Source organism: Gilliamella sp. B2923 (assembly GCF_026536565.1).
In the GTDB taxonomy this organism is placed as follows: Bacteria; Pseudomonadota; Gammaproteobacteria; order Enterobacterales; family Orbaceae; genus Gilliamella.
The window spans coordinates 329,982-355,996 of record NZ_JAFNNZ010000001.1; the positions used below are offsets into that span (position 1 = coordinate 329,982).

At 37.7% G+C, this 26,015-nt stretch carries 27 protein-coding genes, 1 tRNA gene, 1 other RNA gene and 1 riboswitch; of the genes, 15 read left to right on the forward strand and 14 right to left on the reverse strand.

The genetic code is table 11. The annotated features are described in order from the left end of the window. Window positions 1-44: 44 nt before the first annotated feature. From mutY to raiA, 3 genes are all read right to left on the reverse strand, one after another. Window positions 45-1,085 carry an A/G-specific adenine glycosylase gene (mutY, locus tag J3U42_RS01435; RefSeq protein WP_416380430.1) on the reverse strand — a complete coding sequence of 347 codons (1,041 nt, stop codon included), beginning with the start codon at window positions 1,083-1,085 and terminating at the stop codon, window positions 45-47. Between the two features lie 4 nt (window positions 1,086-1,089). After that, a complete protein-coding gene (gene pheA, locus J3U42_RS01440) occupies window positions 1,090-2,241 on the reverse strand; it encodes a bifunctional chorismate mutase/prephenate dehydratase (RefSeq protein WP_267335131.1) in 1,152 nt (383 codons plus the stop codon). Between the two features lie 105 nt (window positions 2,242-2,346). After that, window positions 2,347-2,676, reverse strand: a complete 330-nt coding sequence (gene raiA / locus J3U42_RS01445; RefSeq protein ID WP_220217903.1) for a ribosome-associated translation inhibitor RaiA — start codon at window positions 2,674-2,676, stop codon at window positions 2,347-2,349. A 313-nt stretch (window positions 2,677-2,989) separates the two neighbouring features. Between raiA and trmJ the strand changes: the two genes are divergently transcribed. Further along, window positions 2,990-3,670 carry a tRNA (cytosine(32)/uridine(32)-2'-O)-methyltransferase TrmJ gene (gene trmJ, locus J3U42_RS01450; protein ID WP_416380431.1) on the forward strand — a complete coding sequence of 227 codons (681 nt, stop codon included), beginning with the start codon at window positions 2,990-2,992 and terminating at the stop codon, window positions 3,668-3,670. 54 nt (window positions 3,671-3,724) lie between these two features. Here the strand turns inward: trmJ and cysS are convergent, their stop codons facing one another. From cysS to mog, 5 genes are all read right to left on the reverse strand, one after another. Beyond that, on the reverse strand, window positions 3,725-5,116 hold the full coding sequence (gene cysS, locus J3U42_RS01455; protein WP_267329565.1) for a cysteine--tRNA ligase: 1,392 nt from the start codon (window positions 5,114-5,116) through the stop codon (window positions 3,725-3,727). A gap of 204 nt (window positions 5,117-5,320) precedes the next feature. Further along, a complete protein-coding gene (locus J3U42_RS01460) occupies window positions 5,321-5,566 on the reverse strand; it encodes a GlsB/YeaQ/YmgE family stress response membrane protein (RefSeq protein WP_220217900.1) in 246 nt (81 codons plus the stop codon). 360 nt (window positions 5,567-5,926) lie between these two features. Then, window positions 5,927-7,288: a lysine-sensitive aspartokinase 3 gene (lysC, locus tag J3U42_RS01465; protein WP_267329564.1), complete on the reverse strand. Its 1,362-nt coding sequence runs from the start codon at window positions 7,286-7,288 to the stop codon at window positions 5,927-5,929. A 78-nt stretch (window positions 7,289-7,366) separates the two neighbouring features. Continuing rightward, a riboswitch (Lysine riboswitch) is annotated at window positions 7,367-7,540 on the reverse strand. Between the two features lie 109 nt (window positions 7,541-7,649). Beyond that, window positions 7,650-8,108, reverse strand: coding sequence for a transcriptional regulator ArgR (argR, locus tag J3U42_RS01470; protein WP_220217898.1), 459 nt, complete (start codon window positions 8,106-8,108; stop codon window positions 7,650-7,652). A 186-nt stretch (window positions 8,109-8,294) separates the two neighbouring features. Next, complete coding sequence (gene mog / locus J3U42_RS01475; protein ID WP_267335135.1) at window positions 8,295-8,873, reverse strand: molybdopterin adenylyltransferase; 579 nt, start codon at window positions 8,871-8,873, stop codon at window positions 8,295-8,297. Between the two features lie 207 nt (window positions 8,874-9,080). Between mog and J3U42_RS01480 the strand changes: the two genes are divergently transcribed. Beyond that, window positions 9,081-10,025 (forward strand): ABC transporter ATP-binding protein, encoded by a 945-nt coding sequence (locus J3U42_RS01480; protein ID WP_220217897.1) that lies wholly within the window; start codon window positions 9,081-9,083, stop codon window positions 10,023-10,025. Further along, window positions 10,018-10,788, forward strand: a complete 771-nt coding sequence (locus tag J3U42_RS01485) for an ABC transporter permease (protein WP_220217896.1) — start codon at window positions 10,018-10,020, stop codon at window positions 10,786-10,788. Before J3U42_RS01480 ends, J3U42_RS01485 begins: the two co-directional genes overlap by 8 nt. Window positions 10,789-10,839: 51 nt before the next feature. Here J3U42_RS01485 and J3U42_RS01490 read toward each other — a convergent pair whose 3' ends face one another. From J3U42_RS01490 to accB, 3 genes are all read right to left on the reverse strand, one after another. Next, a complete protein-coding gene (locus J3U42_RS01490) occupies window positions 10,840-11,478 on the reverse strand; it encodes a bifunctional 4-hydroxy-2-oxoglutarate aldolase/2-dehydro-3-deoxy-phosphogluconate aldolase (protein WP_220217895.1) in 639 nt (212 codons plus the stop codon). 67 nt (window positions 11,479-11,545) lie between these two features. Then, complete coding sequence (gene accC, locus J3U42_RS01495) at window positions 11,546-12,892, reverse strand: acetyl-CoA carboxylase biotin carboxylase subunit (protein ID WP_220217894.1); 1,347 nt, start codon at window positions 12,890-12,892, stop codon at window positions 11,546-11,548. A 41-nt stretch (window positions 12,893-12,933) separates the two neighbouring features. Then, window positions 12,934-13,395, reverse strand: a complete 462-nt coding sequence (accB, locus tag J3U42_RS01500; protein ID WP_220217893.1) for an acetyl-CoA carboxylase biotin carboxyl carrier protein — start codon at window positions 13,393-13,395, stop codon at window positions 12,934-12,936. Window positions 13,396-13,767: 372 nt separating this feature from the next. On the opposite strand from accB, the gene J3U42_RS01505 reads away from it, so the two are divergent. The 6 genes from J3U42_RS01505 (at window position 13,768) to J3U42_RS01530 (ending at window position 20,043) form a co-directional block, all read left to right on the forward strand. Next, entirely contained in the window at window positions 13,768-14,811 is a 1,044-nt protein-coding gene (locus J3U42_RS01505; protein WP_220217892.1) for a rod shape-determining protein, read from the forward strand. 140 nt (window positions 14,812-14,951) lie between these two features. Next, a complete protein-coding gene (mreC, locus tag J3U42_RS01510) occupies window positions 14,952-15,794 on the forward strand; it encodes a rod shape-determining protein MreC (RefSeq protein WP_220217891.1) in 843 nt (280 codons plus the stop codon). Next, window positions 15,781-16,266 carry a rod shape-determining protein MreD gene (gene mreD, locus J3U42_RS01515; RefSeq protein ID WP_220217890.1) on the forward strand — a complete coding sequence of 162 codons (486 nt, stop codon included), beginning with the start codon at window positions 15,781-15,783 and terminating at the stop codon, window positions 16,264-16,266. Before mreC ends, mreD begins: the two co-directional genes overlap by 14 nt. A gap of 11 nt (window positions 16,267-16,277) precedes the next feature. After that, window positions 16,278-17,753, forward strand: coding sequence for a ribonuclease G (gene rng, locus J3U42_RS01520; protein WP_220217889.1), 1,476 nt, complete (start codon window positions 16,278-16,280; stop codon window positions 17,751-17,753). Between the two features lie 104 nt (window positions 17,754-17,857). After that, window positions 17,858-19,315: a metalloprotease TldD gene (gene tldD / locus J3U42_RS01525; RefSeq protein ID WP_267335138.1), complete on the forward strand. Its 1,458-nt coding sequence runs from the start codon at window positions 17,858-17,860 to the stop codon at window positions 19,313-19,315. 29 nt (window positions 19,316-19,344) lie between these two features. Beyond that, window positions 19,345-20,043: a DedA family protein gene (locus tag J3U42_RS01530; protein ID WP_267335140.1), complete on the forward strand. Its 699-nt coding sequence runs from the start codon at window positions 19,345-19,347 to the stop codon at window positions 20,041-20,043. Between the two features lies 1 nt (window position 20,044). Here the strand turns inward: J3U42_RS01530 and rnpB are convergent. The 3 genes from rnpB to J3U42_RS01545 all read right to left on the reverse strand — a co-directional run bounded on the left by rnpB (window position 20,045) and on the right by J3U42_RS01545 (window position 21,459). Further along, window positions 20,045-20,434: RNase P RNA component class A (rnpB, locus tag J3U42_RS01535), an RNA gene on the reverse strand. Between the two features lie 168 nt (window positions 20,435-20,602). Next, window positions 20,603-20,965, reverse strand: coding sequence for an outer membrane protein assembly factor BamE domain-containing protein (bamE, locus tag J3U42_RS01540; RefSeq protein WP_220217886.1), 363 nt, complete (start codon window positions 20,963-20,965; stop codon window positions 20,603-20,605). A 212-nt stretch (window positions 20,966-21,177) separates the two neighbouring features. After that, entirely contained in the window at window positions 21,178-21,459 is a 282-nt protein-coding gene (locus tag J3U42_RS01545; RefSeq protein WP_294834198.1) for a helix-turn-helix domain-containing protein, read from the reverse strand. Window positions 21,460-21,637: 178 nt separating this feature from the next. On the opposite strand from J3U42_RS01545, the gene J3U42_RS01550 reads away from it, so the two are divergent. From J3U42_RS01550 to prmB, 6 genes are all read left to right on the forward strand, one after another. Further along, the gene (locus J3U42_RS01550; RefSeq protein WP_220217884.1) at window positions 21,638-21,994 is read left to right on the forward strand and encodes a DNA-binding protein; all 357 of its coding nucleotides are present in this window, start codon (window positions 21,638-21,640) and stop codon (window positions 21,992-21,994) included. Between the two features lie 63 nt (window positions 21,995-22,057). After that, complete coding sequence (gene proQ, locus J3U42_RS01555) at window positions 22,058-22,594, forward strand: RNA chaperone ProQ (protein ID WP_220217883.1); 537 nt, start codon at window positions 22,058-22,060, stop codon at window positions 22,592-22,594. A gap of 9 nt (window positions 22,595-22,603) precedes the next feature. Beyond that, window positions 22,604-24,682 (forward strand): carboxy terminal-processing peptidase, encoded by a 2,079-nt coding sequence (gene prc / locus J3U42_RS01560; protein WP_267335142.1) that lies wholly within the window; start codon window positions 22,604-22,606, stop codon window positions 24,680-24,682. 32 nt (window positions 24,683-24,714) lie between these two features. Beyond that, complete coding sequence (locus J3U42_RS01565; protein ID WP_220217881.1) at window positions 24,715-24,804, forward strand: YnhF family membrane protein; 90 nt, start codon at window positions 24,715-24,717, stop codon at window positions 24,802-24,804. A gap of 70 nt (window positions 24,805-24,874) precedes the next feature. Beyond that, a tRNA-Ser gene (locus tag J3U42_RS01570) sits at window positions 24,875-24,962 on the forward strand. A 150-nt stretch (window positions 24,963-25,112) separates the two neighbouring features. Continuing rightward, on the forward strand, window positions 25,113-26,003 hold the full coding sequence (gene prmB, locus J3U42_RS01575) for a 50S ribosomal protein L3 N(5)-glutamine methyltransferase (RefSeq protein ID WP_220217880.1): 891 nt from the start codon (window positions 25,113-25,115) through the stop codon (window positions 26,001-26,003). Window positions 26,004-26,015 lie beyond the last annotated feature (12 nt).

The window sequence follows — 26,015 nt, forward strand, 5'->3', positions numbered from 1 at the left end:
AGCAATGTTATAGAAAATAAATAATCGATATATACCGGTTTTTATTACCTTGCTTGTTGTAATAAATTATAAATCGGCGTTGCTAAACCTATTTTACTATTTTCAGCCTTAAGATTGTACCAATAGCCGGCGCCGTCATCAAAACATGAGGTTATATTGGTTATCTTGCCGTAAATAGGGATAATGTCGAGATGAAAATGGCTAAAGGTGTGCCGAAATGCCACCAACTGTTTTAACGGGGTGGTTGTGATACCTCGTGCCACAAGCCAATCGACTAAAGCTTGTTCGGTTGCAAATTGGGGTAAACAGTATAACCCTCCCCAAATTCCCGAAGGCGGTCTTTTTTCCAGCCAAATGGCATGATTATTTTCAAGCATTAAAAAATAGGCTGATTTTTCAGGTATGGTTGTTTTGGGTTTTTTAGTTGGGTATTGTTGCCAACTGTCGGTTTTGTAAGCGATACAATCACGGTGTAATGGACATAAACTGCATTTAGGTTTTGAGCGAGTACACACCATTGCACCAATATCCATCATGGCTTGATTGAACTTTGCCACATCTTGTTTGGGTGTGACTTGCTCGCTCAGTTGCCATAGTTTGTTTTCTACTGCTTTATTGCCGGGCCAACCTTCGATCGCAAAATAGCGGGTTAATACTCGTTTAACATTTCCGTCTAAAATGGCATAGTGTTGGTTTTGTGACAGTGACAAGATAGCTCCAGCTGTCGATCGACCAACGCCCGGTAAGGCAACCACATCATCAAATTGAGTGGGAAACTGTCCATGGAATTTCTCACTGACTACTTGCGCAGCTTTGTGTAAATTGCGTGCACGGGCATAGTAGCCCAGGCCAGTCCAAAGATGTAATACATCATCGATAGGGGCGAGCGCTAAATCTGTGATTTGAGGAAAATGCTCGATAAAACGTTTAAAATAGGGAATAACTGTTGCCACTTGTGTTTGCTGTAACATAACTTCGGACAACCAAACGTGATAAGGGCTTTTTTCGATCTGCCATGGTAGTGTTTTTCTGCCGTACTGTTCATACCAATTAAGTACGGCAGTTGAAAATTTTTGCATATTGATAAATTTACATTACTGCTGTAATGGAATCACTTGGATAACAACCTAATACTTTACTATACAAAGTAATAGACGCTAATTCTTTAAGCGCAGTTTGCATTTCATCTGAATGGATATTACCTTGCAAATCAATGTAAAACATCTCTTCCCACGGGGTGCCGTGTATTGGTCGAGATTCGAGTTTTGTCATCACTATATTATGGTTACGTAGCACCGATAAAGCATCAACTAATGCACCTGCTTGTTGACCTGTTTTCATTAATATCGTGGTTTTAGCCGGGATTTGATATGAAACATCAATCGGTTTTCGAGACAAGACTATGAAGCGAGTAATGTTCTGTTTTTGATTGGCAAAATCATGATCCAGTACTTGTAGCCCATAAAGTTCGCCGCCATCTTTGTTGCCCATTGCGGCAATATTTGGCTTATTGAGTTTAGCCACGGTTTCGATCGCTGATGAAGTGCTATCACAGTAAACAATCTTCCAATGAGGGTAGCGCTCTAAAAAATTACTGCACTGCTGGAATGGTTGCGGGTGACTATAGATCGTATCGATTTGGTCTAGTTTGGCATCGGCAATGGCAAGCACACAGTGATCAATCGGTAGTGACAGCTCACCTATAATGTGTAAATTGGTTTTTTGCAATAGATCGTAAACTTCATTAATCGAGCCTGAACTTGAGTTCTCTATTGGTAAAATACCGTAGTCGACAACCTCTTTTTCGATCTGTTCAAAAACATCTTTGAATGTTTTACAGCTTGATTCGATCATTTTTTCAAGGTGAGCGCTTGCATAGCGTCTTGCTGCAGAATGCGAGTATGAGCCTATCGGACCTAAAAATGCTACTTTAGCCGTTGTAATCGTGCCCAAATTAAGTTTTTCTTGCAGAATTTTTTGTTGTAAAAGTACTGAGTCTTCAAAAATTATTTGATATAACCGCTTAATAAAAATATCGTCAAGATGATAACTTTTACCTTGCTCAATTAATGATTTTATTAGTGAACGCTCTCGCTCTAAATCACGCACAGGTATGTTAGCTTCTATTTTAGCTTGAATGATTTGAGTTGAAACTTCACGTCGCTCAGCGAGGATTTCTAGTATTTTACTATCTAGTTGGTTAATTTTATTACGTAAGGGCAACAAAGGATTTACAGTCATTTCAATTATATTTTTTTAAAAAATTTGAACAATATTATAGCAAGCAAAAAAATAAAGGCACCATTAATGTGCCTTTTTTATTAGATGAATAACGTAAATTAATTATTAAATTTCTTCAGTTACTGTCCCTTTAATACTGTCAAACGCTCGTCTTGACTCGCCTTTATGTTGTATTTTATTGAGCTGTCTTTCCAGTTTTGCCACAAGATCATTGATTGCGGCATACATATCAATGTGTTTAGCTGAGGCAACTAATGGGCTTCCTTTGGTGGCAATGGTGGCATCAACAATAAATCCGTCAGGCTCTTTAGATAAAATAAAATGTGGATTAATCAGCAGAGCTCTCCATTTGTCTAATTTCGAAAACTTATCTTCAAGATAGCTACGGATGGCTGGTGTAATATCCATTTGTTTACTGGTAATGCTTAAAGTCATATATGACCTCCATTATGTTTACTAACAAAAAAGCTAACACAATTGAGTGTTTCCATAAATACATTGGCAAATTATTTTTGTTTCGTCAATAACTTATTTGTAATGAACTTAATTTTTGTGCGCTTTGTCTAAAATAATCTGATGTCTGTATTTGTTGGCTAACTGACATTGAAACTGCATTTAGATACATTTTTACGATATACTGTTTATCATTAAGTTATAAGATAATGTGACACAAAAGTTTAATGAGGAAGCTGTGAGTTATTTAGATAATATAAAAATTGTTTTGGTTGAAACCTCCCATACCGGCAATATGGGGTCAGTGGCTAGAGCAATGAAAACCATGGGATTAACGAATCTTTGTTTAGTTAACCCAGTTATCAAACCCGATTCGCAATCGATTTCATTAGCCGCAGGGGCGAGTGATATTATTAAAAATGCACAGATTTTATCCTCGCTGGAACAGGCGATCGCCGATTGTCATTTGGTTATTGGCACCAGTGCAAGACCACGCAGTTTACAGTGGCCAAACTTAACCCCTAAAGAGTGCGGTGATAAAATTATCCAGGAAGCCGCAACGGCGAAAGTTGCGTTAGTTTTTGGGCGTGAACGGGTCGGGCTAACCAATGATGAACTGCAAAAATGTCATTATCATGTCGGTATCCCAGCTAATCCTGATTATAGTTCGTTAAATTTGGCAATGTCGGTGCAGGTGCTGTGTTATGAGATTCGAATGTCGCTGTTAAATTTGCCAACGGATTTATCTAATCCAGTTGAAAATGATGATGCTATCAGCTTCCCAAAAGATGAAGATATTGAACGTTTTTATCAGCATCTAGAGCAAACGTTACTGAAAACTGGCTTTATTAATTCCAATCATCCCGGTCAAATTATGGGAAGATTACGTCGGTTATTTACCCGTGCACGTATCGAGCAACAAGAGTTGAATATTTTACGCGGTATTTTAACCTCAATAGATAAAAAATTGGGATAAAGACTAAAAAAGGCATCGATGTAGCGATGCCTTTTTTGATGATTAACGATGTATTTAACTCTTTTTACGCCACGTGGTGCCATTGGCGCTATCTTCAAGCACAATATTCATTGCACTCAGTTGATCACGAGCTTGGTCGGCTAGCGCCCAGTTTTTACTTGCTCTTGCTTCATTACGTTGTTTAATTAAAGATTCAATTAATTCACTGTCAACGTCATCTTGGTGTTCGCCCTGTAAAAATTTAACCGGATCTTGCTCTAATAGCCCTAACACTGACGATAAATAACGCAATTCGGCAGCTAACTCATTGGCTTGTGCCATATCATTTTCTGCTTTTGCTTTATTGATTTCTCGCGCCAGATCAAAGAGTGTGGAATAGGCTTCCGGCGTATTAAAATCATCATTCATTGCTTGACAGAATTGGCGATAATAATTGCTGTCAGGCGTAGTGTGCGGATGATTAGGATCAGTGTCACGCAGTGCTGTATATAAACGCTCAAGCGCTACTCTAGCCTGTTTTAGGTTTTCTTCACTATAATTGAGTTGACTACGATAGTGACCCGAAAGTAAAAAGTAACGCACTGTTTCAGCATCATAATGTTTTAATACATCACGAATAGTGAAAAAATTATTCAGTGATTTTGACATTTTTTCCTGATCAATCATCACCATACCCGAATGCATCCAATAATTGACATATTGGCCATTATGGGCGCAAGTTGATTGGGCAATTTCGTTTTCGTGATGTGGGAACATAAGATCCGACCCACCACCATGAATATCAAAATGGTGACCTAATTGATAGCTATTCATTGCCGAACACTCAATATGCCAGCCCGGTCGACCTTTGCCCCATGGTGAATCCCAACTTGGCTCATTGGGTTTTGACATTTTCCATAGTACAAAGTCCATTGGATTGCGTTTCACATCGACCACATCAACACGGGCTCCGGCTTGAAGTTGTTCTAAATTTTGGCGAGATAAAATACCGTAATTTGGATCGCTATCGACCGAAAACATCACATCGCCATTATCGGCGATATAAGCATGATCTTTTTTAATTAACTCTTCTACCAGCGCAATAATTTGCGGCATGTGGCGGGTGGCACGAGGCTCAACGTCCGGACGTTTAATATTCAGTGCATCAAAATCTGCATACATCTCTTGTAACATTCGTTCGGTTAACTCTTCACAAGTTTCACCGTTTTCAAGTGCTCTTTTGATGATTTTATCGTCAACATCGGTAATATTACGAACATAAGTTAAATCATAACCTAAAAAGCGTAAGTAACGGGTGACAACATCAAACGCCACAAAAGTGCGCCCGTGACCAATGTGACATAGGTCATAAATGGTGACACCACAAACATAAAGACCAATTTTATTTGGCGTGATTGATTGAAAGGGTTCTTTTTCTCTGGTTAATGTATTGAATATTTTTAGCATTATGTTCTACAGTATTTTCAATTAAACTTTGCCTGTTAATATAGCAAAAATTAAGATAGGGCGGAATGATTTATTATAACCTTTAAGCTTAAAGATTTTAACCTAGGCATTCATCAATAGCGATAAAGGTTAAGGCTGATTTTAAAAGTGGTGAGGTTAGGAGAGAAGTTAAAAAAGGTGAGCACTTGCCCACCTTTTGGAAAGTTACTTAATAAGGCGATAAAGATAGATAAGTAAAATAGCGCCTAATACAGAAACTAACAGACTTGGAAAGTTAAACCCGGTTACACCACTTCCCCAATGGAAAAAAGTACTGATGTAACCACCTACTAACGCACCAGCAATACCAAGTAACATGGTTTTAATTACACCTACACGACCTAATGGCATAAAAAACTTGGCAATCCAACCGGCGATTAATCCTAAAATAATCCAACTCAAAATACCCATAATGATTTCCTTTGTTTGATTAAGTTTAAATTTATTTTACTTGCAAAGTTTTTAAAAAATTAACAGATGATAATGATAGTATTGACTGTAATAGATGTAACCGATTTACTAAAACGTAAAATACTTAGCTATAAACTATTTATGACATTTGAAAAATAACAAATAAGAAGATAATGATTTTATCGAATGATTAAACTAACAATCATTTTAAGTTAGACATACAACAATATGCATAGCTGCATATAGCGCTAAGTCTACCTTTATTTTTGACAAGATGCCAGATTTTTTATAAGGCAATTTATTTAGCGCTAGCGTTTAAAAGTGTTTAAATGCGCACAAGAGGCATTCGCCTCTGTGTGATTATTCAAAAATTGTTTTATGAAGAATTTTTACAATGTTTTCTGCATCATGGCTTTTAGCTAACAAACATAGATTATGCGTACTTGCACCATAACAGCATAGTCTGATAACAAAATCATCTAAAGCACCAAATACCTCTTTTGCGATGCCTTTGGTTGTTGTTAAATTGTTACCAATAATGGCAATTAAAGCTAAATCTTCTTCAACATCGACATGACACAGGGTTGAGAGTTCATCAAACAGTGCTTTGGTTAATAAACTATTGCCATTGGTATTGGTGCCGGTCGTATCGATAGTTAAGGCAATGCTCACTTCAGAAGTTGTGACTAAATCCACTGAAATATTATGTTTGGCCAAAATTGTAAATACATTAGCTAAAAAGCCTTGAGCATGTAACATATTTAAGCTAGTTAATGTAAGCAATGTCTGCCTACGGCGAAGCGCTAACGCTCTAAAAGACGGCAGCTCGGATTTGATGCTATGGGTATTATACACAATGGTGCCACCGTCTTGTGGCGCTTTGCTCGATCCGACAAATACCGGAATATTACTTCTAACGGCCGGAACTAATGTGGCTGGGTGTAAAACTTTTGCACCAAAGGTTGCCATTTCGGCCGCTTCAGCAAATGAGATTTCGTCAATCCGTTTAGCGCCGTCAGTGATCCGTGGATCAGTTGTATAAATTCCCGCTACATCTGTCCAAATATCAATTTGTGTCGCATTTAATGCTTCGCCAAGTAATGCCGCGGTATAATCGCTACCGCCTCGACCTAAAGTTGTGGTTTTACCTGTGCTTTCACTACCGATAAAGCCCTGTGTTACAATAACATTGTTACTATTTAATGATTTTAAATGCGCACAGCATAGCTGTTTAATCTCTTCAATTTTTGGTACGGCTTTACCAAACTTGTCATCGGTACGCATCACTTTACGTACATCAAACCATAAGGCATTTTTTTGTTTTTGTTTTAATATTTCGACAAATAGTTTAGATGACATTATTTCGCCATGACTGACTAGCTCATCAGTTAATGCCGGCGAAGTGGCTAAACTGGCTGCTTCAGATAATGAAGCAATATTTGTGATAATTTGATCTATTTCAGCTCGTAATGAAGGATTTTCCGGTAGTTGTTCTAAAATTTCGTACTGAATAGATTGGATTTTTGCGATATGTTGCGCTCTAACTTCTGCATCTCGACCTTCAGAGAGTGCGACCAGTAAATTTGTGATACCTGCTGATGCCGATAATACAACAACCCTAACACTGGGATTGGCGATAACAATATTTGCGCTATTTACCATTGCGCTATAGTTTGCAACACTTGTTCCACCGAATTTAGCTATTACAAATGATGTTTCCATGGATTCCTCATATTAAAAATTTTATTATTTTTAACAGAGATAGAGCGGGGTATGTTCTATTTACCGTTAAACAAATACACACCGCGAAGCGCTCCACCTGTTAAGGTGACAACCCAAGGGATTCAGCCCTTGCAGTCGATTTGATAACTTTCTGGAACGTTACCAAACCTCGGCATTACATCCCCTTAATCATTTGTTAGCAGTTCCAGTCCCTAAAATGATCTACCTGAGTAATGCGCCTCTTCGTTTTTGTAACTTAGGTTACAAAATCAGTGTTATATAGAATTAACGATTTAATCAAATGTGTCAATAGGTTAAACATTAAAAATTATCTAATTTTAACCCCTTTAAATTGATTGCGTTATAACGTTCGTTCAAACAGTTCGATAATAGTTTGATAAAGTTTTTTTACGCTGCATTCTTTGGTAGGGGTACTAAAAATGGTATCATCGCCGGCAATCGAACCTAAAATCCCTTCCGATTTACCAATTGAGTCCAGCAGTCGGGCAATAAGTTGCGCAGCCCCCGGACTGGTTCGAATCACCACCATTGAACTGTTGTAATCAATATCAATCACTAAATTTTTTAATGGGCTACTGGTGGTTGGTACACTCATTTCAGCCGGCAAACAGTAAACCATTTCCGCTTTTGCATTACGTGTTCTCACCGCCCCAAATTTGCTTAACATTCGGGATACTTTAGATTGATTAATATTTTCAAATCCCAGTTCTTGTAATGCTTGTACAATTTCAATTTGTGAACTGAATTTTTCTTGTAAAAGCATCTCTTTAAAGGCTTTAGTCAGATCTTTTTGTTTCATACTGTTCCTTGATATTTATTTTTTCACCCTGTGTGAATACCAAATAAAAGCATATTTTTTCTTTAAAGCTAAGCTTGCCTTTAGAATTTTATGCATTTTTTATGCAATTTAAAATACCTAATATCGATGTGATGCAATTCAAACTGCTAAGTAATAGTGATAATTATGCATGAAATTTGCATAAGATTAAAGGTTAGACTTTATTGCATGCTTCGGACGAAATGCTTTAACAATATGTTCATGGGTTTCTATATAGGGGCCTTCTAACAGATCAATACAATAGGGCACACTGGCAAAGATACCATGAACAAGCGTATTTCCTTTACTATCTTTTACCCCTTCTAAGGTTTCTTGGATTGATTTTGGTCTACCGGGTAGATTTAAAATTAGGCATTTTTTACGGATAACGCCAACTTGTCTTGATAAAATAGCGGTAGGCACATAGTGCAAACTGATTTGTCGCATCTGTTCACCAAATCCGGGCATGACCCGATCAGCAATTGCTAAAGTTGCATCCGGCGTGAGATCACGTAAAGCAGGGCCGGTACCACCAGTTGTAAAAATGAGATCACAATGTAAATTATCGACCAGTTCACATAGTGTTTGCTCAATAATTGGTTGTTCATCCGGAATAACTCGGCTTTCGGTTGCAAAAGGCGTTTTTAATGCCAATTGTAACCATGATATTAAAGATGGAATACCTTCGTCTTGATAAATGCCATTTGATGCTCTATCAGATACCGAAACTAACCCAATTTTAATCATAATAATTATTCCTTAATAAAAACACCTAAACTATTTAAACCCCATAAAGTTAAACCCGATAAAGGCTATAATAGCGAAGGATCAAATTTACATTCCACTGGTATTAAAAGTTATCTTTACAACCGCTCATTATATTACCAATATTGTCGATTGGCTAAACATGATATCATATCACTTAATCAGTCATTTATTTACTTAGGATATTTCATGTCATCAATTCCTGCACTTGAGTTAATTGCACTCAAAAAAATCTATAAAACGGGTGTAGAAGCGCTAAAAGGTATTAATTTAACCGTTGAGGCTGGGGATTTTTATGCGTTACTTGGGCCAAATGGTGCCGGTAAATCAACAACAATCGGTATTATCAGCTCGTTAGTGACCAAAACATCGGGGCAAGTTAAAATCTTTGGTTATGACTTAGATACCGATGTTGTTAATGCTAAAAGACAATTAGGGCTTGTTCCGCAAGAGTTCAATTTTAATCAGTTTGAAGAAGTGTTACAAATTGTGACAAATCAGGGTGGATATTATGGCTTACCCCGTAAACTAGCGTTAGAGCGAGCGGAAAAATATTTGCGAATTTTGGATTTATGGGATAAACGCCATAGCCGGGCTTGTATGTTATCCGGTGGTATGAAAAGACGATTAATGATTGCACGAGCGTTGGTGCATGAACCTAAATTGTTAATTCTTGATGAGCCGACTGCTGGGGTAGACATTGAGTTAAGACGTTCTATGTGGGATTTTTTGCGAGAAATTAATCGTCAGGGAATCACGATAATCTTAACCACTCACTATTTAGAAGAGGCCGAAATGTTATGTCGGCATATTGGTATTATTCAACATGGTCAATTAATTGCTAACTCTTCAATGCGTGATCTGTTAGCCAAAAGCCAATCAGAGACGATTATCATTGATTATGTGCCAACTTCTAACCCAATCCAGTTACAAGGTTATAGTTATCATGATGTCGAATCCGGTATGTTAGAGGTGAAAGTTGATAAGCAACATGGATTAAATCAATTATTTGAACAATTGAATCAACAAAATATTAAAGTGATCAGTGTGCGTAATAAAGCTAACCGTTTAGAAGAGCTATTTGTTGATCTATTACATAATGATAATAAACAAAAAGGAGACATGGATGAATAGTTTATATTGGATCGCCTTAAAAAGTATTTGGCGTAAAGAAGTAACGCGATTTTTGCGGATCTGGATCCAAACATTGATTCCACCAGTTATCACCATGTCACTGTATTTTATTATTTTTGGTAACTTAATTGGTTCTCGTGTTGGTGACATGGGCGGCTTTAGTTATATGGCGTTTATCGTGCCGGGGTTGATAATGATGTCTGTTATTACTAACTCTTACACCAATGTTTGTTCATCCTTTTTTAGTGCTAAATTTCAGCGTAATATTGAAGAATTACTGGTTGCGCCCGTACCGACTCATATCATTATTTGTGGCTATGTGGGTGGGGGAGTAATGCGAGGTATTTTAACTGGCGTTTTAGTGACAATCGTTTCACTCTTTTTTGTTAGTTATCAAGTCTATTCATGGGTTTTTGTTATTTTTACTTTGTTGCTTACTTCGATATTATTTTCACTGGCTGGCTTATTAAATGCCGTGTATGCTAAGACTTTTGATGATATTAGTATTATTCCGACTTTTGTTTTAACGCCGTTAACTTATCTCGGTGGCGTTTTTTACTCAATTACGATGCTACCAACTTTTTGGCAATGGGTCTCTAAACTTAACCCAATTGTTTATATGATTAATGGCTTTCGCTACGGTTTTTTGGGCGTTAGCGATGTATCGTTATTGATTACTTTTTCAATGCTTTTTCTTTTTGTCATTGTGCTATATGCCATGGTTTGGCGGCTGATTGAAAAGGGTAAAGGGTTAAGAAGTTAGTCACTTAATTAAAAGTGGAAAACCGCCGATGAGTTATCGGCGGATTGATGATTATTTAGCGCCAGCGACGGCTTCTTTCGCCAGTTGCGTAATTTTGGCAAAATCACCTTGAGCAATAGCATCAGTTGGAATAAACCAAGTCCCACCAACACAAAGCACATTATCAAGTGCTAAATAGTCACGGTAATTTTTTGGATTCACCCCACCAGTAGGGCAAAATTTCATATAACCACATGGGCCAGCAAAAGCTTTTAGTGCTGCAACGCCGCCATTAATTTCGGCAGGGAAGAATTTTAATGCGGTTAACCCATATTCTTGCGCGGTTAATAGTTCAGAAATGGTGGCTATACCCGGAATCACCGGCACAGTTCCGGCAACCGCTTCTTTTAAGATAGAATCAGTAATACCCGGCGTAATGACAAATTTAACGCCAGCTTGAGTAACTTGTTTTAATTGTTCAACTGTTGTTACGGTACCTGCGCCAACGACCGCTTCAGGTACTTCTTCAATAATTTTTTTAATTGCATCAAGTGCACATGCTGTTCTTAAAGTGACTTCCAATACTTTCACGCCACCTGCTATCAATGCTTTAGCTAGTGGTACAGCATCTTCTAAACGCTCAATAACGATGACCGGGACAACAGGACCCATTGTTAAAATTTCTTCAGCGCTTGTTTTCCAATTTTTCATCCGTTTTACCTATACTAATTTAATACTTCAATAAAACAATAATCCCCAATAAATGGGGATTATTTTGCTACTCGTAAATACCTAATTTCTTCTCTAAATAATGAATATTGGTGCCCCCTTTTTGGAAGCCTTCATCATTCATAATTTCAATGTGAAGTTCGATGTTTGTTTTTATGCCATCGATAACTAATTCGGCCAGAGCGTTTTTCATTCTTGCTATGGCTACTTCACGAGTTTCACCATAAGCAATGAGTTTACCAATCATTGAGTCATAATAAGGTGGCACAGTATAGCCGGCATAAATATGCGATTCCCAACGAATACCAAACCCTCCCGGCGCATGGAAACGGGTAATTTTACCCGGTGAAGGCATAAATGTTTTTGGATCTTCGGCATTAATTCGGCACTCAATAGCATGACCATGAATGTGAATATCACTTTGCTTAATTGAAAGTGGTTGACCTGCCGCAATAAGAATTTGTTCACGAATAAGATCAACACCGGTAACCATTTCAGTAACAGGATGTTCAACCTGAATACGGGTATTCATTTCGATAAAATAGAACTCACCATTTTCAAATAGAAACTCAAATGTACCTGCTCCACGATAACCAATTTCAATACAAGCATTGACGCAACGTTCACCGATAAATTTACGCATTTTTGGCGTAATACCAACGGCAGGCGCTTCTTCAACGACTTTTTGATGGCGTCTTTGCATTGAACAATCACGCTCACCTAAATAAACAGCATTGCCTTGACCGTCTGATAACACTTGAATTTCAATATGACGAGGGTTTTCAAGGAACTTTTCCATATAAACCATGTCATTATTGAAAGCGGTTTTTGCTTCAAGCTTAGTCATTTTAATTGATTGCTCAAGATCTTTCTCTTCCCGAACAATACGCATGCCACGACCGCCACCGCCACCAGATGCTTTGATAATCACCGGGTAGCCAATTTTTTTGGCGATCTCTTTATTGGTTTCGATGTTGCTGCTTAATGGACCGTCTGAGCCGGGTACGCAAGGTACACCTGCTTTTTTCATCGCTTCAATAGCCGATACTTTATCGCCCATTAGGCGGATAGTATCCGGTTTTGGTCCAATAAAAATAAAGCCTGAACGTTCAACTTGTTCAGCAAAATCAGCATTTTCTGATAAAAAACCATATCCCGGATGAATAGCTGCTGCACCTGTTACTTCGGCAGCAGAAATTAACGCCGGGATATTAAGATAGCTTTTGGCTGAAGCGGCAGGACCAATACAGACTGTTTCGTCTGCAAGTAACACATGTTTTAAGTCTTTATCTGCCGAAGAGTGAACAGCGACAGTTTTAATTCCAAGTTCTTTACATGCTCTTAAAATGCGAAGAGCGATTTCTCCGCGGTTAGCAATAAGAATTTTATCAAGCATATTCAATCTCTTAATCGTATAAGTTAATAAATAAATTCAGATTATTCAATGATGAATAGCGGTTGATCAAATTCAACTGGTTGACCATTTTCGACTAAAATAGCTTTAATTGTGCCTGCTTTTTCTGATTCAATTTGGTTCATCATTTTCATTGCCTCTACAATGCAAAGCACATCACCAACATTTACTGTCTGACCAACTTCTACAAAAGCCTTTGATTCTGGGCTTGGTGTACGATAAAACGTTCCAACCATTGGCGATTTAATTGTTGTGCCGCTGATTTCAACACTATTTGTGTCGCTTACCACTTCGGCTTGAACTGTTGGAGTAACAACAACTGGCGCAGGTTGTGGAATTTGAATATTTTGTACTGGCGCAGAATAGCTTGTAGTAGGCACAGAACGACTAATTCGAACTGATTCTTCACCTTCAGAAATTTCAAGTTCAGAAATACCTGACTGTTCAACAAGTTCAATTAATTTTTTGATTTTGCGTATATCCATGAATTACACCGTATTTATTTGATAATAAGTAACAATTATTTTAATGCATCCTTAGAATCTTAAAAGAAGTCTTTTAATGATAATAAGGCAGTAACTCAACATTAACGCGGAAGGATACACTGTAAAAGAACTTTTGTCATTATATATCTCTTTTACGATCACTTGATATACTATTTTCTAGGTATTATTTTATATTTGATATACAATAGTCACACTTAATAATTGTTGAGGCGGACTATGGTCTTAACGTGCTAAATAAGCTATTATTTAGCGACATGAAATGGCGATTATTTTATTTTCATTTTATGGTTTCCTTCTCAATATTCTAATACATACACTTTAACAAGATTAATTCTAGGAAGAGTTTTTATTATGTTCAAAAAAGTTCGCGGCTTGTTTTCAAATGATTTATCGATCGATTTAGGTACAGCAAATACCCTTATTTATGTTAAAGGGCAAGGTATTGTACTAAACGAACCCTCAGTTGTTGCTATTCGTCAGGATCGTACTGGGACGCCAAAAAGTGTCGCTGCTGTTGGACATGCTGCGAAACAGATGCTAGGTCGTACTCCGGGGAATATTGCTGCAATTAGACCGATGAAAGATGGTGTGATTGCAGACTTTTCAGTGACCGAAAGAATGTTGCAATATTTTATTCGTCAAGTCCATAGTCACAGTTTTTTAAGACCAAGCCCACGAGTGCTTGTTTGTGTACCTGTTGGTGCCACCCAAGTTGAACGCCGTGCGATTCGTGAATCGGCATTAGGTGCCGGTGCGCGTGAAGTGTATTTGATTGAAGAGCCAATGGCTGCCGCTATTGGTGCGGATTTACCGGTTTCTGCGCCTACCGGTTCAATGGTGGTTGATATCGGTGGTGGTACGACTGAAGTTGCGGTTATTTCATTAAACGGTGTGGTTTATTCTGCCTCTGCTCGTATTGGTGGTGACCGTTTTGATGAAGCGATTATCAATTATGTTCGCCGTAATTATGGTGCACTTATTGGTGAAGCAACTGCTGAAAAAATCAAACATTTTATTGGTAGTGCTTATCCTGGTGATGAAGTTCTTGAGATTGAAGTTCGTGGACGTAACCTTGCCGAAGGTGTACCACGCAGCTTTACCTTAAACTCTAACGAGATTTTAGAAGCACTACAAGAGCCATTAAGTGGCATTGTAAGCGCAGTTAAAGTTGCTTTAGAACAATGTCCACCAGAGCTTGCATCAGATATTTCTGAACACGGAATGGTGTTAACTGGTGGTGGTGCGCTATTACGTAATATTGATAAATTATTATCAGCAGAGACAGGTATTCATGTTGTTGTTGCTGAAGATCCACTAACATGTGTAGCTCGAGGTGGTGGTAAAGCCTTAGATATGGTTGATATGCATGGTGGCGATCTGTTTAGTGAAGATTAACTGATAATTTATTGTTAATCTGTTTGTTGATCAATATGATTAGAAGTTTAGACATCTCATTTATTTTCCGCCGACTTTGTCGGCGGAATCATATCTTAAAATAATTAGATCTTGAGTATATAACAGGTAAATACCGGACAATGAAATTACTTTTTTCTAAACGTTCACCTCTTAGTGTACAGTTATTTATTTCACTTGCGTTAGCCTTAACGCTAATTGTAGTAGATTCAAATTATCGACCTTTCAAACAGATTCGTTATTATTTAGATACGTTAATTTCACCACTTTATTATATTTCAAATGCGCCTAAATCATCGTTTGATCTGCTATATGAAATGTCCAAAACACGTGACACATTGGTTAATGAAAACGAAAAATTGCACCAAACACTAATGCAACAAAAAAGCGAACTCCTATTATTGGAGCATTTGAAACATGAAAATGATCGGCTAAGAGGCTTGCTTGATTCCCCGTTACGCCATGATGAACATAAAATGGCGGCACAAGTATTATTGACTGATACCGATCCTTACGTGTATCAAGTCGTTATCAATAAAGGTAAAGATAACGGTGTTTATGTTGGGCAACCGGTAGTTGATGAAAAGGGCATTGTGGGTCAAATCTATGAGACTGCACAAAACACCAGTCGGGCTATTTTAGTTTGTGACTATCAACATGCAATACCAGTACAGGTATTAAGAAATGATATTTCAATGGTTGCAGTAGGAAATGGGTGTAGTAATGATTTAACCCTCGATTTTTTACCTAACAATGTCGATATTAAAGTGGGAGATGTTTTAGTGACTTCCGGTTTAGATGGGCGCTTCCCAGAAGGTTATCCGGTGGCAGTAGTCAGTTCAGTTAAGCTTGATATTAGTGATTCAACCCCAATTATCTCTGCAACGCCTACAGCTGATATAAAACGTTTACGTTATCTACTATTATTATGGGGAGATCAAGGAGCAACACATGAGGGGTCATAATAAAATAGTCATAATTTGGATAACGTTATTTATTGGTTTGTGCCTGCAAATCATCCCATGGCCACCAGCTTATGACATGTTTAAACCACATTTATTGATACTTGTATTAGCTTATTGGCTCATTATGGTTACGCATCGAATTGGTATGGGCACAGCTTTTGTTTTGGGTGCCATTATGGATCTTTGTTCCGGCTCAATACTGGGTGTGCATGCTTTTATTTTTTCAATTATCGCTTATTTATTAATGTTTAGGTTTCAATTGATACGCAATTTAGCACTATGGCAACAGTCGATTGTGATATTTGGCGTATCGCTATGTTATAATTTATTGATATTTTTATTCCAAGTTGTCATTTATCACACTATAACGATTTCGCCTTTGATTTTACTCTCTAGTTGTGTTGATGGAGCATTATGGATATTTGTTTATTTAATGTTACGACTCATAGAACGGAGCTTTAATATCAATTAAAAGGAATCTTTATGTCTGTTGAACTATTGATGAATGTCACGCCGTCGGAGACTCGTGTTGCTTACATCGAAGATGGCGTATTACAAGAGATCCACGTTGATCGTGAATCAAGACGAGGGATCGTCGGTAATATTTACAAAGGTAAAGTGATTCGTATTTTACCGGGAATGCAAGCCGCATTTGTTGATATTGGCTTAGAAAAAGCGGCTTTTTTACATGCCTCAGATATCATGCCGCATACTGAATGTGTATCAGATACTGAACAAGAACAGTTTCAGGTGAAAGATATTTCAGAGCTGGTGCGTCAAGGTCAAGACTTAATGGTACAAGTAGTCAAAGATCCATTAGGTACCAAAGGGGCAAGGTTGACAACTGATATTACCTTGCCTTCTCGCTATTTAGTTCTTATGCCGGGACCAAATTCTGCCCATGTAGCAACTTCGCAACGTATTGAAAGTGAAGAAGAGCGAGAAAGGCTTAAAAAAATCGTTGAGCAGTATGTGACAGATGACGGTGGTTTCATTGTCAGAACGGCCGCTGAAGGTGCGCATGCTCATGAGCTTGAACAAGACGCCAACTTTTTAAAACGCTTATGGAAGAAAATTCAAGAACGAATGGCTCGCCCAACCAGTAAAAACCTAGTTTATGGCGAATTAGCCCTGTCCCAGCGGGTATTGCGTGATTTTGTTGGTGATCCGATTGAACGAATTTTAGTGGATTCAAAGCAAACTTATGATCTATTACTTGAATTCACCCAAGAATTTATGCCCGAAGTTACTGATAAACTCTCGCACTATCGCGGCAATATTCCAATTTTCGATCTTTATGACACGGAAAACGAGATTCAGCGAGCCCTTGATCGTAAAGTTAAATTGAAATCGGGCGGTTATTTGATTATTGATCAAACCGAAGCGATGACCACAATTGATATTAATACCGGTGCATTTGTTGGTCATCGAAATTTAGAAGAAACGATCTTCAATACTAACATTGAAGCAACGATTGCCATTGCCAGACAGTTACGTTTACGTAACTTAGGTGGTATTATCATTATCGATTTTATTGATATGCAAGAAGCCATCCACCGAGAACGAGTATTGCAATCTTTACAAGACTTTTTAGCTAAAGACCGTGCCAGAACAACGGTTAACTCGTTTTCGGCATTAGGGTTGGTTGAAATGACCCGAAAACGTACCCGAGAGAGCATTGGGCATATTCTGTGTGAACAGTGTCCGGCGTGTAAAGGGCGCGGGATTGTGAAATCGGTTGAAACTATTTGTAACGAAATTTTACGTGAAATAGTTCGTATATACAAAGCGCACCGCTCCGAATACTTTTTGGTCTATGCATCAGCAGCAGTGGCTAATGCATTAACCAATGATGAGTCGCATGCGCTTGCTGAGGTTGAAGTTTTCGTTGGCAAACGTGTCGAAGTTAAAGTTGAGCCGCTCTATATTCAAGAGCAATATGATGTAGTGTTGATGTAATTTTTTGACAAGAAGTTTCAGAAATACTATACGTTTTAGTAAAAAATGTACGAAATCTTCGGATAACAGTATAAATAGTAGGCAATATAGAAATTAAGGAATTTATGATAGTCAACCAAGTGAGTGAAAGGTTACTCAATCCTAATAACCTAAGCCAGAAAGATCTTATGCATTTACTTGATATGTTAAGTGCAAGGCAAATTGATTTTGGTGATTTATACTTTTTATCCGGCTATTACGAAAGTTGGTCGCTCGAAGATCGTATTATTAAAAGTGCTTCTTTTCATCGGGATCAAGGTGTGGGTGTTCGAGCTATTGTTGGTGAAAAAACAGGATTTGCTTATACCGATCAGCTCACTTTAGATCGTTTAGAACAAAGTGTCTCAGCGGCAAACTCAATAACTAAACAACAAACCCCTGTTGCTGTTACGCCATTTAAATCTGCTGACATTGTCGCAAAGTATCAATCCATTAACCCGATCAACTCGTTTTCTCAAGAACAGAAAGTGGCAATATTGAGACAAGTTGATCAACTAGCACGCTCAATTGATCCTAGAGTTATTGAAGTTTCGGCTAGTTTGACCGGTAGTTATGAAGATATCTTAATTGCCGCAACCGACGGTACATTGTGTGCTGATATCAGACCATTAGTGCGATTATCCGTTTCTGTAATTGTTGAGCAAGCTGGTAAACGTGAGCATGGCTCAAGTGGTGGCGGTGGGCGCTTTGGTTATGACTATTTTCTGACGAAAAACCCTCAGACAGGTGATAGCTATGTCGATAGTTATACCCGCGAAGCTGTTCGCCAAGCGTTAGTGGCTTTGTCAGCTAAAGATGCGCCGGCTGGTGCTATGCCTGTTGTGTTAGGTGCAGGCTGGCCAGGTGTATTGTTACACGAAGCAGTAGGGCATGGACTGGAAGGGGACTTTAACCGAAAAAATACGTCAGTATTTTCCGGCAAAATTGGTGAACAAGTCACTTCAACACTCTGCACCATTGTTGATGATGGGACGATTGATCATCGTCGTGGTTCGCTTTCGATAGATGACGAAGGTACACAAAGCCAAAAAACAGTGTTAATTGAAAATGGTATTTTAAAAGGTTACTTATTTGATAAACTCAATGCCAAATTAATGAATGCTCGTTCAACAGGTAATGGACGCCGGGAAAGTTATGCTTGTTTACCTATGCCAAGAATGACTAATACTTATATGCTGCCGGGCGATTCGACTTTTGATGAAATCATCAGTAGTGTTGATTACGGGCTTTATGCGCCTAATTTTGCTGGTGGACAAGTGGATATTACATCTGGTAAGTTTGTCTTTTCAACTTCCGAAGCCTATTTGATTGAAAAAGGAAAAATAACCACTCCGGTAAAAGGGGCAACGCTGATTGGTTCCGGAATTGAAACCATGCAACAAATTTCAATGGTCGGCAATGATTTGCAATTAGATTCAGGTGTCGGTGTTTGTGGTAAAGCCGGGCAAAGCGTACCGGTTGGTGTTGGGCAACCCACTTTAAAAGTCGATAATTTAACCGTCGGTGGTACTGTTAACCGCTAATAACTTAACATAATGAGAATTTAAAATAGATGGATACAATCATTACTCTTTATCAAGCATTTGTTAACATGGATATAGCAACACTTTCAAATCCAAATGTGTTATGGATATTATATGGCATGCTATTTATCATCATTTTATTAGAAAATGGGGTATTACCGGCTGCGTTTTTACCGGGTGACAGTTTATTATTCTTGACCGGTGTATTAATTAGTCAAAATGTCTTTCACTTTGGATTAATTAACTTGATTTTGATTGCCGGAGCGGCATTAGGTACCTGGCTGGGTTATATTCAAGGTTTGTGGCTAGGTAATACTAAAGTTGTACAAAATTGGATGGCACATATCCCGGAAAAATACCACAAAAAATCAGAAGTACTATTCCATAAATATGGTTTACAAGCGCTATTTATTGGTCGCTTTATCGCTTTTGTTCGTACAATCTTACCTATGATGGCGGGTCTATCGGGTTTACATAGCAAAAAGTTCCATATCTATAATTGGATTAGTGCAACTTTATGGATATTTTTGATTGTTACCTTAGGTTATTTATTTGGTCTATCGCCAGTATTTAAAGCCTATGAAAAACAAATTATGTCTTTACTGATGTTAATACCGGTGTTTTTATTAGTTATTGGCCTTATCTTCTCTATCGCACTGGCAGTTAAGCGCTGGTCAAATAACAAAAAGAAAGCTAAGAGTATAGCAAACGAGGCGAGCAAAAAGTAAAAGGTGAAATTAACCGATAAGCCGGGTTCTGTCGTGGACAATCATTCCTCTAGGCTAATACTCACGCATTAGCTCAAGCAGTCTACCCGGATTCAACGCGGGCCGCGCCAATGAATCCCTATTTGACCTTGCTCCGAGTGGAGTTTACCGTGCCACAACTGTTACCAGTTGCGCGGTGTGCTCTTACCACACCCTTTCACCCTTACCTGATCTTATATAATAAGCCATCGGCGGTATACTCTCTGTTGCACTAGTCGTGAATGTTCGCTCTCGCCAACACCCCCCAGGCGTTACCTGGCACTCTGCCCTATGGAGCCCGGACTTTCCTCCCCTCTGTTTGTCTCCCTTTTACAAAGGACAACAACAAAGCAGCGATTGTCTGGTTAATTTCGCAAACGAGTATAACTGAAAGTGTAATTTTGTCCAGTGTTGTCTGATTGTTTAAACGATAGACGGATAAAGTATAGGCGTTTGTAAACGTTTTGAGCTAAATGAATTGGGTCAGATATGTTGCCAGCACAATTTAGTTATGTGCTAGCAAATTGAGGTTAAAAGCCGATTACCATTTTTTCTGTTTAATATTCTCATTATAATTAAACCAAATTACCATACCATTTGAAGTGATAACATCAAGTTTTCCTTCTAAAATATCGTACTGTGTTTCACCAATAATAGGGTGACTGGTTGAACTTTTTTTGCTATACACATAGGTATACTGGGTTTCATTGTTTTTAAGCGCTACTTTGGTGGTTGGCTCACCAAAAAGCGACAATAACTGAATTTCAGTAGTCGAGCCCTCGATAATTTTATTGACTTTTTGTTGGCTCAATGGCGTGCCTTGCTCAGAAAAATTTTTCTGAGTACAAGCAGATAATGCAACAAGTGAACATAAAACGATAAGAATTTTGGATACTTTTTTCATTGTGTTACAGCCCTTACATAATAAATTAGTCTTGATTGAAGCCAATGATAATAGCATATGTTTGATATCGTTCAAGATAGCGTTAAAAGTATCGTTCTAAAATAAGATCGATTTGGGACAGTGAAGGTGAATTGGCGAAATATGGAAACATTGATATTAATTTCTCTATGTTTCCATATGTTGATATTGAGTTGATAAATCTGTTTGTTATTTTAGTTGTGAATCTTTTTTAAATTATTTTTTTTTCTTAATACACGCTTGATCGGTTTTTGGGTAGATGGATTAATATAACGACTTGGCCAAATTTCTGAAGGTTTAACATTCAAAGCATCCGCTATAATTTTTTCACCTTTTGTCCATGGCCTAACTAACGTATTACTTAATGTCGATGAGCTTAATCCTGATTGGCGTGATAGTGCTGCAAGTGTTGTGCCATTCTTTTTCAATGCAGCGATAATATCTGCTTTATGCCAGTCCTTCGAGTTAATTTCCATTTTTTTATTCCTTCTTAGTTTATAACCTTTAATATCTATGTTATTCTTTCCTGTTATTAAAACCAGTAAGTTTATAATTTAACTTTAGTTACAGTAAAAATTTGTTTCTTAATATTGTATCAAAGTTTATTTAATTTCTATAACTTTTTTCTTGTTTCTTAAATGTAGGATTATTAAAATGAAAGAGTGGTTCTCATCGAAAGAGCTATTAAGCATTGCAGGGATGCCGTCAACGATACAAGGTATCAATCGAAAAGCAAGAGCTGAAAAGTGGACTGCCCGTAAACGAGCTGGAGTACGTGGTAAAGCACTGGAATACCATATTAGTAGTTTTTCTGTTGAGGTTAAAAAAGCGTTATCTATTGAAGAGGTAAGTGCCTCATATTTAGTTTCACCGATTGAACCCTTACAACTTTGGATCACGGCTTTTGAACAATTATCTACTGATGAGCAAGCAATTGTTTCTGCGTGGTTAATGCGCAATGGTATTAAAGATTTTATGTCATTTATTAACAAACACAAAAAAGATAGTTAGTGTTATTGTATAAGCTGATATATACTTTAACGTCACTGAAATTTAGATGCTATGGAATTACTAATGGAAAATCAGTTTCAATTAACAAATAGTAAAGAGATTATTGCTTATTTAGCCCAACAGTTTCCAAATTGTTTTACAATTGAAGGGGAAGCCAAACCATTAAAGATTGGAATTTTCCAAGATATCCTTTCTCAAATTGATAGCAATGAACTTTTAAGCAAAACCAAATTACGTGTAGCTTTGCGTGCTTATACCATGAGCTGGCGTTATCTATACTGTATTAAAGAAGGTGAATATCGTGTTGATTTGGACGGAAACAATAATGACATTATCACCAAAGAACAGATGGAACATGCGCAGCAACAGTTAAAAGAGAGCAAAGATAAAGCGAAAGCTCGAGCTAAAGAGAAACGTAAGTCATCTAAAGCACCTGTCAAAAAACCGAGAACTTTAAAAATCGGTGATTTTGTTAAATTATCTTTGGGTAACAAACCTGTAAAAGGGCAGATTATTAAGTTAGAGAAAGAACATATCAAAGTTAAAGTTGGGTCTGGTATGGAGTTAACTGTTAAACCAGAACATATCATTACTAAGTAGAGAATTTGAATGAATAAGTTATTGAAAGGTATTATTAGTCTAAGCTTTATTTTATCTGTTGTAAGTCCAAATGTTCAGGCAACATCGCCAGTTTATGAAAAAGTTCCTGTTTTAAAACAAGATGATATACATCAAATTGTCGCAAAACGTGTGACGAACTTTTTTACACAATCACATTATCGTGATTTTGCACTCAATGGAGCTTTTTCAGCTCAAATCTTTGATCGCTATTTTAAGCTATTAGATAGCAATAAAGCGATATTTTTACAAAGTGATATTGATAGTTTTCGAAGCAGACAAGAGTTGTTAGGTGAAGAGCTGATCAATGGCGATCTAAAAACAGCTTATGATATTTATAATCTTTCATTACAAAAACGCTACAACCGCTATAAGTATGCGCTTGATGTATTAAAACGTCCTATGGACTTTTCTGCTAAAGATGAAATCAACTTTAAACGTGAAGATTTAGCTTGGCCGAAAACCGAAAGCGAGCTTGATGAATATTGGAACAAACGTGTCAAATACGATGAGCTTAATTTGGCGTTGACCGGAAAAAATGAAGAGCAAATCCGCGAAGCATTAACCAAACGATATAATCGGGTTATAAAAACAATCATCCAATCGAATAATGAAGATGGCTTTCAAGTCTTTATGAATGCCTTTGCCCGAGAAATTGATCCCCACACCAGTTATTTAGCACCACGTAAAAAGCGTGATTTTGACTCTGATATGAGCTTATCTCTTGAAGGAATAGGGGCGACATTGGGTCAAAAAGATGATTATACTGAGATTATGTCATTTGTATCCGGTGGTCCAGCTGAAAAAAGTAAATCACTCGCTGTCGGTGATAAAATTATTGGCGTTGGTCAAAGTAATTCGCCTATTGAAGATGTCGTTGGTTGGCGTTTAGATGACATTGTAGATAAAATTCGTGGTCCTAAAGGCACTGTGGTTAAATTAGAAATTTTACCGGCAGACAATAATGGTAAACCTAAAGTTGTTGAGATCACTCGTGATAAAATTCATTTTGAAGATCGTGAAGCTAAATTAAAGATCATTAATAATGAACGCGGTAAAGTTGGTGTGCTTGAAATACCAAGTTTCTACATTGGTTTAACCAAAAAGGTCGAATCATTACTCATCACTGCCAATCAAGAAAATCTTCAAGGACTAGTGATTGATTTACGTGATGACGGTGGCGGTTCATTAGCCGAAGTTATTGAATTAACCGGTCTATTTATCGACACCGGGCCAGTTGTTCAAGTTCGCGACAATTTGCAAAAAGTGACGACCTATGATGACAAAAATCGAGGCATTGGCTTTAGTAAACCAATTGTTGTGATGATCAACCGTTATAGTGCATCGGCTTCTGAGATCTTTTCAGCAGCAATGCAAGATTATGGGCGAGCCTTAATCGTTGGTGAAACAACTTACGGAAAAGGTACAGTACAGACTTCTCGTAATATCTCCTATCCGGCTGATGCTCGATTACATCCGGATTGGCCAGAGTTAGGTGGCGCTCAGTACACAGTACAAAAATTCTATCGTATCAATGGCGGAAGTACCCAACTAAAAGGGGTTGATCCCGATATTGATATGACTCAATCAAAATATATTGATGAAACAGGTGAGCGTTATTTAGATAATGCATTGCCATGGGATAAAATTGCGTCAGCAGATTATCTAACGGTTGCCAATATTAAACCATTGTTGCCGGAATTAAAATCGAAGCATATTGCTCGTATTAAAAAGAATCCTGAGTTTATCTATATCGAGGAAGATATTAAACGATTGAATGATAAAAAAGATCGTCAATATATCGTTTCCTTAAATAGAAAAGAACGGGAAACCGAGCAAAAAAGAGATGAAGATCGTGATTTGAAACGCATGAATGAGCGATTAAGTCGTGAAGGTCTCAAGCCGATTGCTAAATTAAGTGATTTACCTAAGGATTATAAAAAGCCCGATCCTTTTTTAGATGAAGCTGTAGAAATGCTTCTTGATCTGGCGCCTAACTATCCTGAAATAGAGGAAAATAAGTCATTAAGGGGTTTTCTGCCACTTGATGGACCAATTGAAAGTGAATAAATTAGAATTAAGAAATTAATTGGAGAGAGAATATGAATACAGATTTAAAATACGGTTTAATTGCGACAGTACTTATTCTATCAATTATTGCCGCATTTGGCGTGATTGTTTGTATGAATTAAAATACTTGATTAATTGTGCTGAGATCATTATAGTATGCAGCCTGCTACAAAATGCAGGCTCTTAAATTAAGGTGAGGTGTCCGAGTGGTTGAAGGAGCACGCCTGGAAAGTGTGTATACGGCAACGTATCAAGGGTTCGAATCCCTTCCTCACCGCCATTATATTGATTTAATCACAGAAGGATGCGCACCACTGGTTTAAACTTAATTACCAGTTGGAACTTTCGACGTTTCTTTGGTAAAGCCTATGTGGTAAATAAGCTCGAATAACCAGTAAACCCTTCCTCTCCTTGATCATTCGGAGCCAATATGGAAAACTTACGTACTGTTCAGGATTTTATTCGCTGGACTACTTCGCAATTTAGCCTGTCAGATATCTATTTAGGGCATGGAACAGATAACCCTATTGATGAAGCGAAGCAACTTATTTTATCTACTTTAGGCTTATCATTATTTATTCCTCCTGAATTTTACGCAGCTAATCTCACCAATGACGAAAAACTTCAGCTCATTGATTTAGTCAATAAACGAATTAATGATCGGGTACCTACGCCTTACTTGATCAATCAAGCTTGGTTTTGCGGACATAGTTTTTATATCGATGAGCGAGTATTAATACCCCGATCGCCAATTGGCGAGTTAATCGATAATCGATTTGAAACCCTATTAACAACTCAGCCACAAAATATTTTAGACTTATGCACCGGAAGTGGTTGTATCGGTATTGCTTGTGCGTATGCTTTTCCACAAGCACATGTTGATATAACAGATATCTCTTTAGAGGCACTCGATGTTGCCCAAACCAATATTGATTTGCATCAAATGATGTTTCAAGTCACGCCTATTTTGTCTGATCTGTTTAACGATATTCCAACTAAACAATACGATCTTATTGTGTCAAACCCACCTTATGTGGATGATGAAGATATGAATGATCTGCCGGAAGAGTTTGAGTATGAGCCTAAACTCGCGCTTGAAGCTGGTGATGATGGTTTGGATTTAGCAAAAAGAATATTACGTGATGCCGTTAATTATTTAGCACCAAACGGCGTTTTAGTTTGTGAAGTTGGTAATAGTTGGGTCAGTTTACAACAACAATATCCCGATGTACCGTTTAATTGGATTGAATTTGAACGTGGTGGACTGGGTGTTTTTTCCATAACACGTGAAGAGCTGATTAAATATCATCACTATTTTTAAATAAGTTTTTCT

What these genes read in the sequence shown, in the direction of transcription:
- argR (WP_220217898.1), bottom strand. Translation starts at nt 8,108, where the DNA reads ATGAAACAAAAAGATCTGACTAAAGCCTTTAAAGAGATGCTTTTACAA.
- lysC (WP_267329564.1), bottom strand. Translation starts at nt 7,288, where the DNA reads ATGGAAACATCATTTGTAATAGCTAAATTCGGTGGAACAAGTGTTGCA.
- pheA (WP_267335131.1), bottom strand. Translation starts at nt 2,241, where the DNA reads ATGACTGTAAATCCTTTGTTGCCCTTACGTAATAAAATTAACCAACTA.
- J3U42_RS01480 (WP_220217897.1), top strand. Translation starts at nt 9,081, where the DNA reads ATGTCATCAATTCCTGCACTTGAGTTAATTGCACTCAAAAAAATCTAT.
- rng (WP_220217889.1), top strand. Translation starts at nt 16,278, where the DNA reads ATGTCTGTTGAACTATTGATGAATGTCACGCCGTCGGAGACTCGTGTT.
- mog (WP_267335135.1), bottom strand. Translation starts at nt 8,873, where the DNA reads ATGATTAAAATTGGGTTAGTTTCGGTATCTGATAGAGCATCAAATGGC.
- prc (WP_267335142.1), top strand. Translation starts at nt 22,604, where the DNA reads ATGAATAAGTTATTGAAAGGTATTATTAGTCTAAGCTTTATTTTATCT.
- bamE (WP_220217886.1), bottom strand. Translation starts at nt 20,965, where the DNA reads ATGAAAAAAGTATCCAAAATTCTTATCGTTTTATGTTCACTTGTTGCA.
- mreD (WP_220217890.1), top strand. Translation starts at nt 15,781, where the DNA reads ATGAGGGGTCATAATAAAATAGTCATAATTTGGATAACGTTATTTATT.
- J3U42_RS01485 (WP_220217896.1), top strand. Translation starts at nt 10,018, where the DNA reads ATGAATAGTTTATATTGGATCGCCTTAAAAAGTATTTGGCGTAAAGAA.
- proQ (WP_220217883.1), top strand. Translation starts at nt 22,058, where the DNA reads ATGGAAAATCAGTTTCAATTAACAAATAGTAAAGAGATTATTGCTTAT.
- J3U42_RS01490 (WP_220217895.1), bottom strand. Translation starts at nt 11,478, where the DNA reads ATGAAAAATTGGAAAACAAGCGCTGAAGAAATTTTAACAATGGGTCCT.
- cysS (WP_267329565.1), bottom strand. Translation starts at nt 5,116, where the DNA reads ATGCTAAAAATATTCAATACATTAACCAGAGAAAAAGAACCCTTTCAA.
- accB (WP_220217893.1), bottom strand. Translation starts at nt 13,395, where the DNA reads ATGGATATACGCAAAATCAAAAAATTAATTGAACTTGTTGAACAGTCA.
- J3U42_RS01545 (WP_294834198.1), bottom strand. Translation starts at nt 21,459, where the DNA reads ATGGAAATTAACTCGAAGGACTGGCATAAAGCAGATATTATCGCTGCA.
- accC (WP_220217894.1), bottom strand. Translation starts at nt 12,892, where the DNA reads ATGCTTGATAAAATTCTTATTGCTAACCGCGGAGAAATCGCTCTTCGC.
- J3U42_RS01505 (WP_220217892.1), top strand. Translation starts at nt 13,768, where the DNA reads ATGTTCAAAAAAGTTCGCGGCTTGTTTTCAAATGATTTATCGATCGAT.
- prmB (WP_220217880.1), top strand. Translation starts at nt 25,113, where the DNA reads ATGGAAAACTTACGTACTGTTCAGGATTTTATTCGCTGGACTACTTCG.
- raiA (WP_220217903.1), bottom strand. Translation starts at nt 2,676, where the DNA reads ATGACTTTAAGCATTACCAGTAAACAAATGGATATTACACCAGCCATC.
- trmJ (WP_416380431.1), top strand. Translation starts at nt 2,990, where the DNA reads ATGGGGTCAGTGGCTAGAGCAATGAAAACCATGGGATTAACGAATCTT.
- J3U42_RS01530 (WP_267335140.1), top strand. Translation starts at nt 19,345, where the DNA reads ATGGATACAATCATTACTCTTTATCAAGCATTTGTTAACATGGATATA.
- tldD (WP_267335138.1), top strand. Translation starts at nt 17,858, where the DNA reads ATGATAGTCAACCAAGTGAGTGAAAGGTTACTCAATCCTAATAACCTA.
- J3U42_RS01565 (WP_220217881.1), top strand. Translation starts at nt 24,715, where the DNA reads ATGAATACAGATTTAAAATACGGTTTAATTGCGACAGTACTTATTCTA.
- J3U42_RS01460 (WP_220217900.1), bottom strand. Translation starts at nt 5,566, where the DNA reads ATGGGTATTTTGAGTTGGATTATTTTAGGATTAATCGCCGGTTGGATT.
- J3U42_RS01550 (WP_220217884.1), top strand. Translation starts at nt 21,638, where the DNA reads ATGAAAGAGTGGTTCTCATCGAAAGAGCTATTAAGCATTGCAGGGATG.
- mreC (WP_220217891.1), top strand. Translation starts at nt 14,952, where the DNA reads ATGAAATTACTTTTTTCTAAACGTTCACCTCTTAGTGTACAGTTATTT.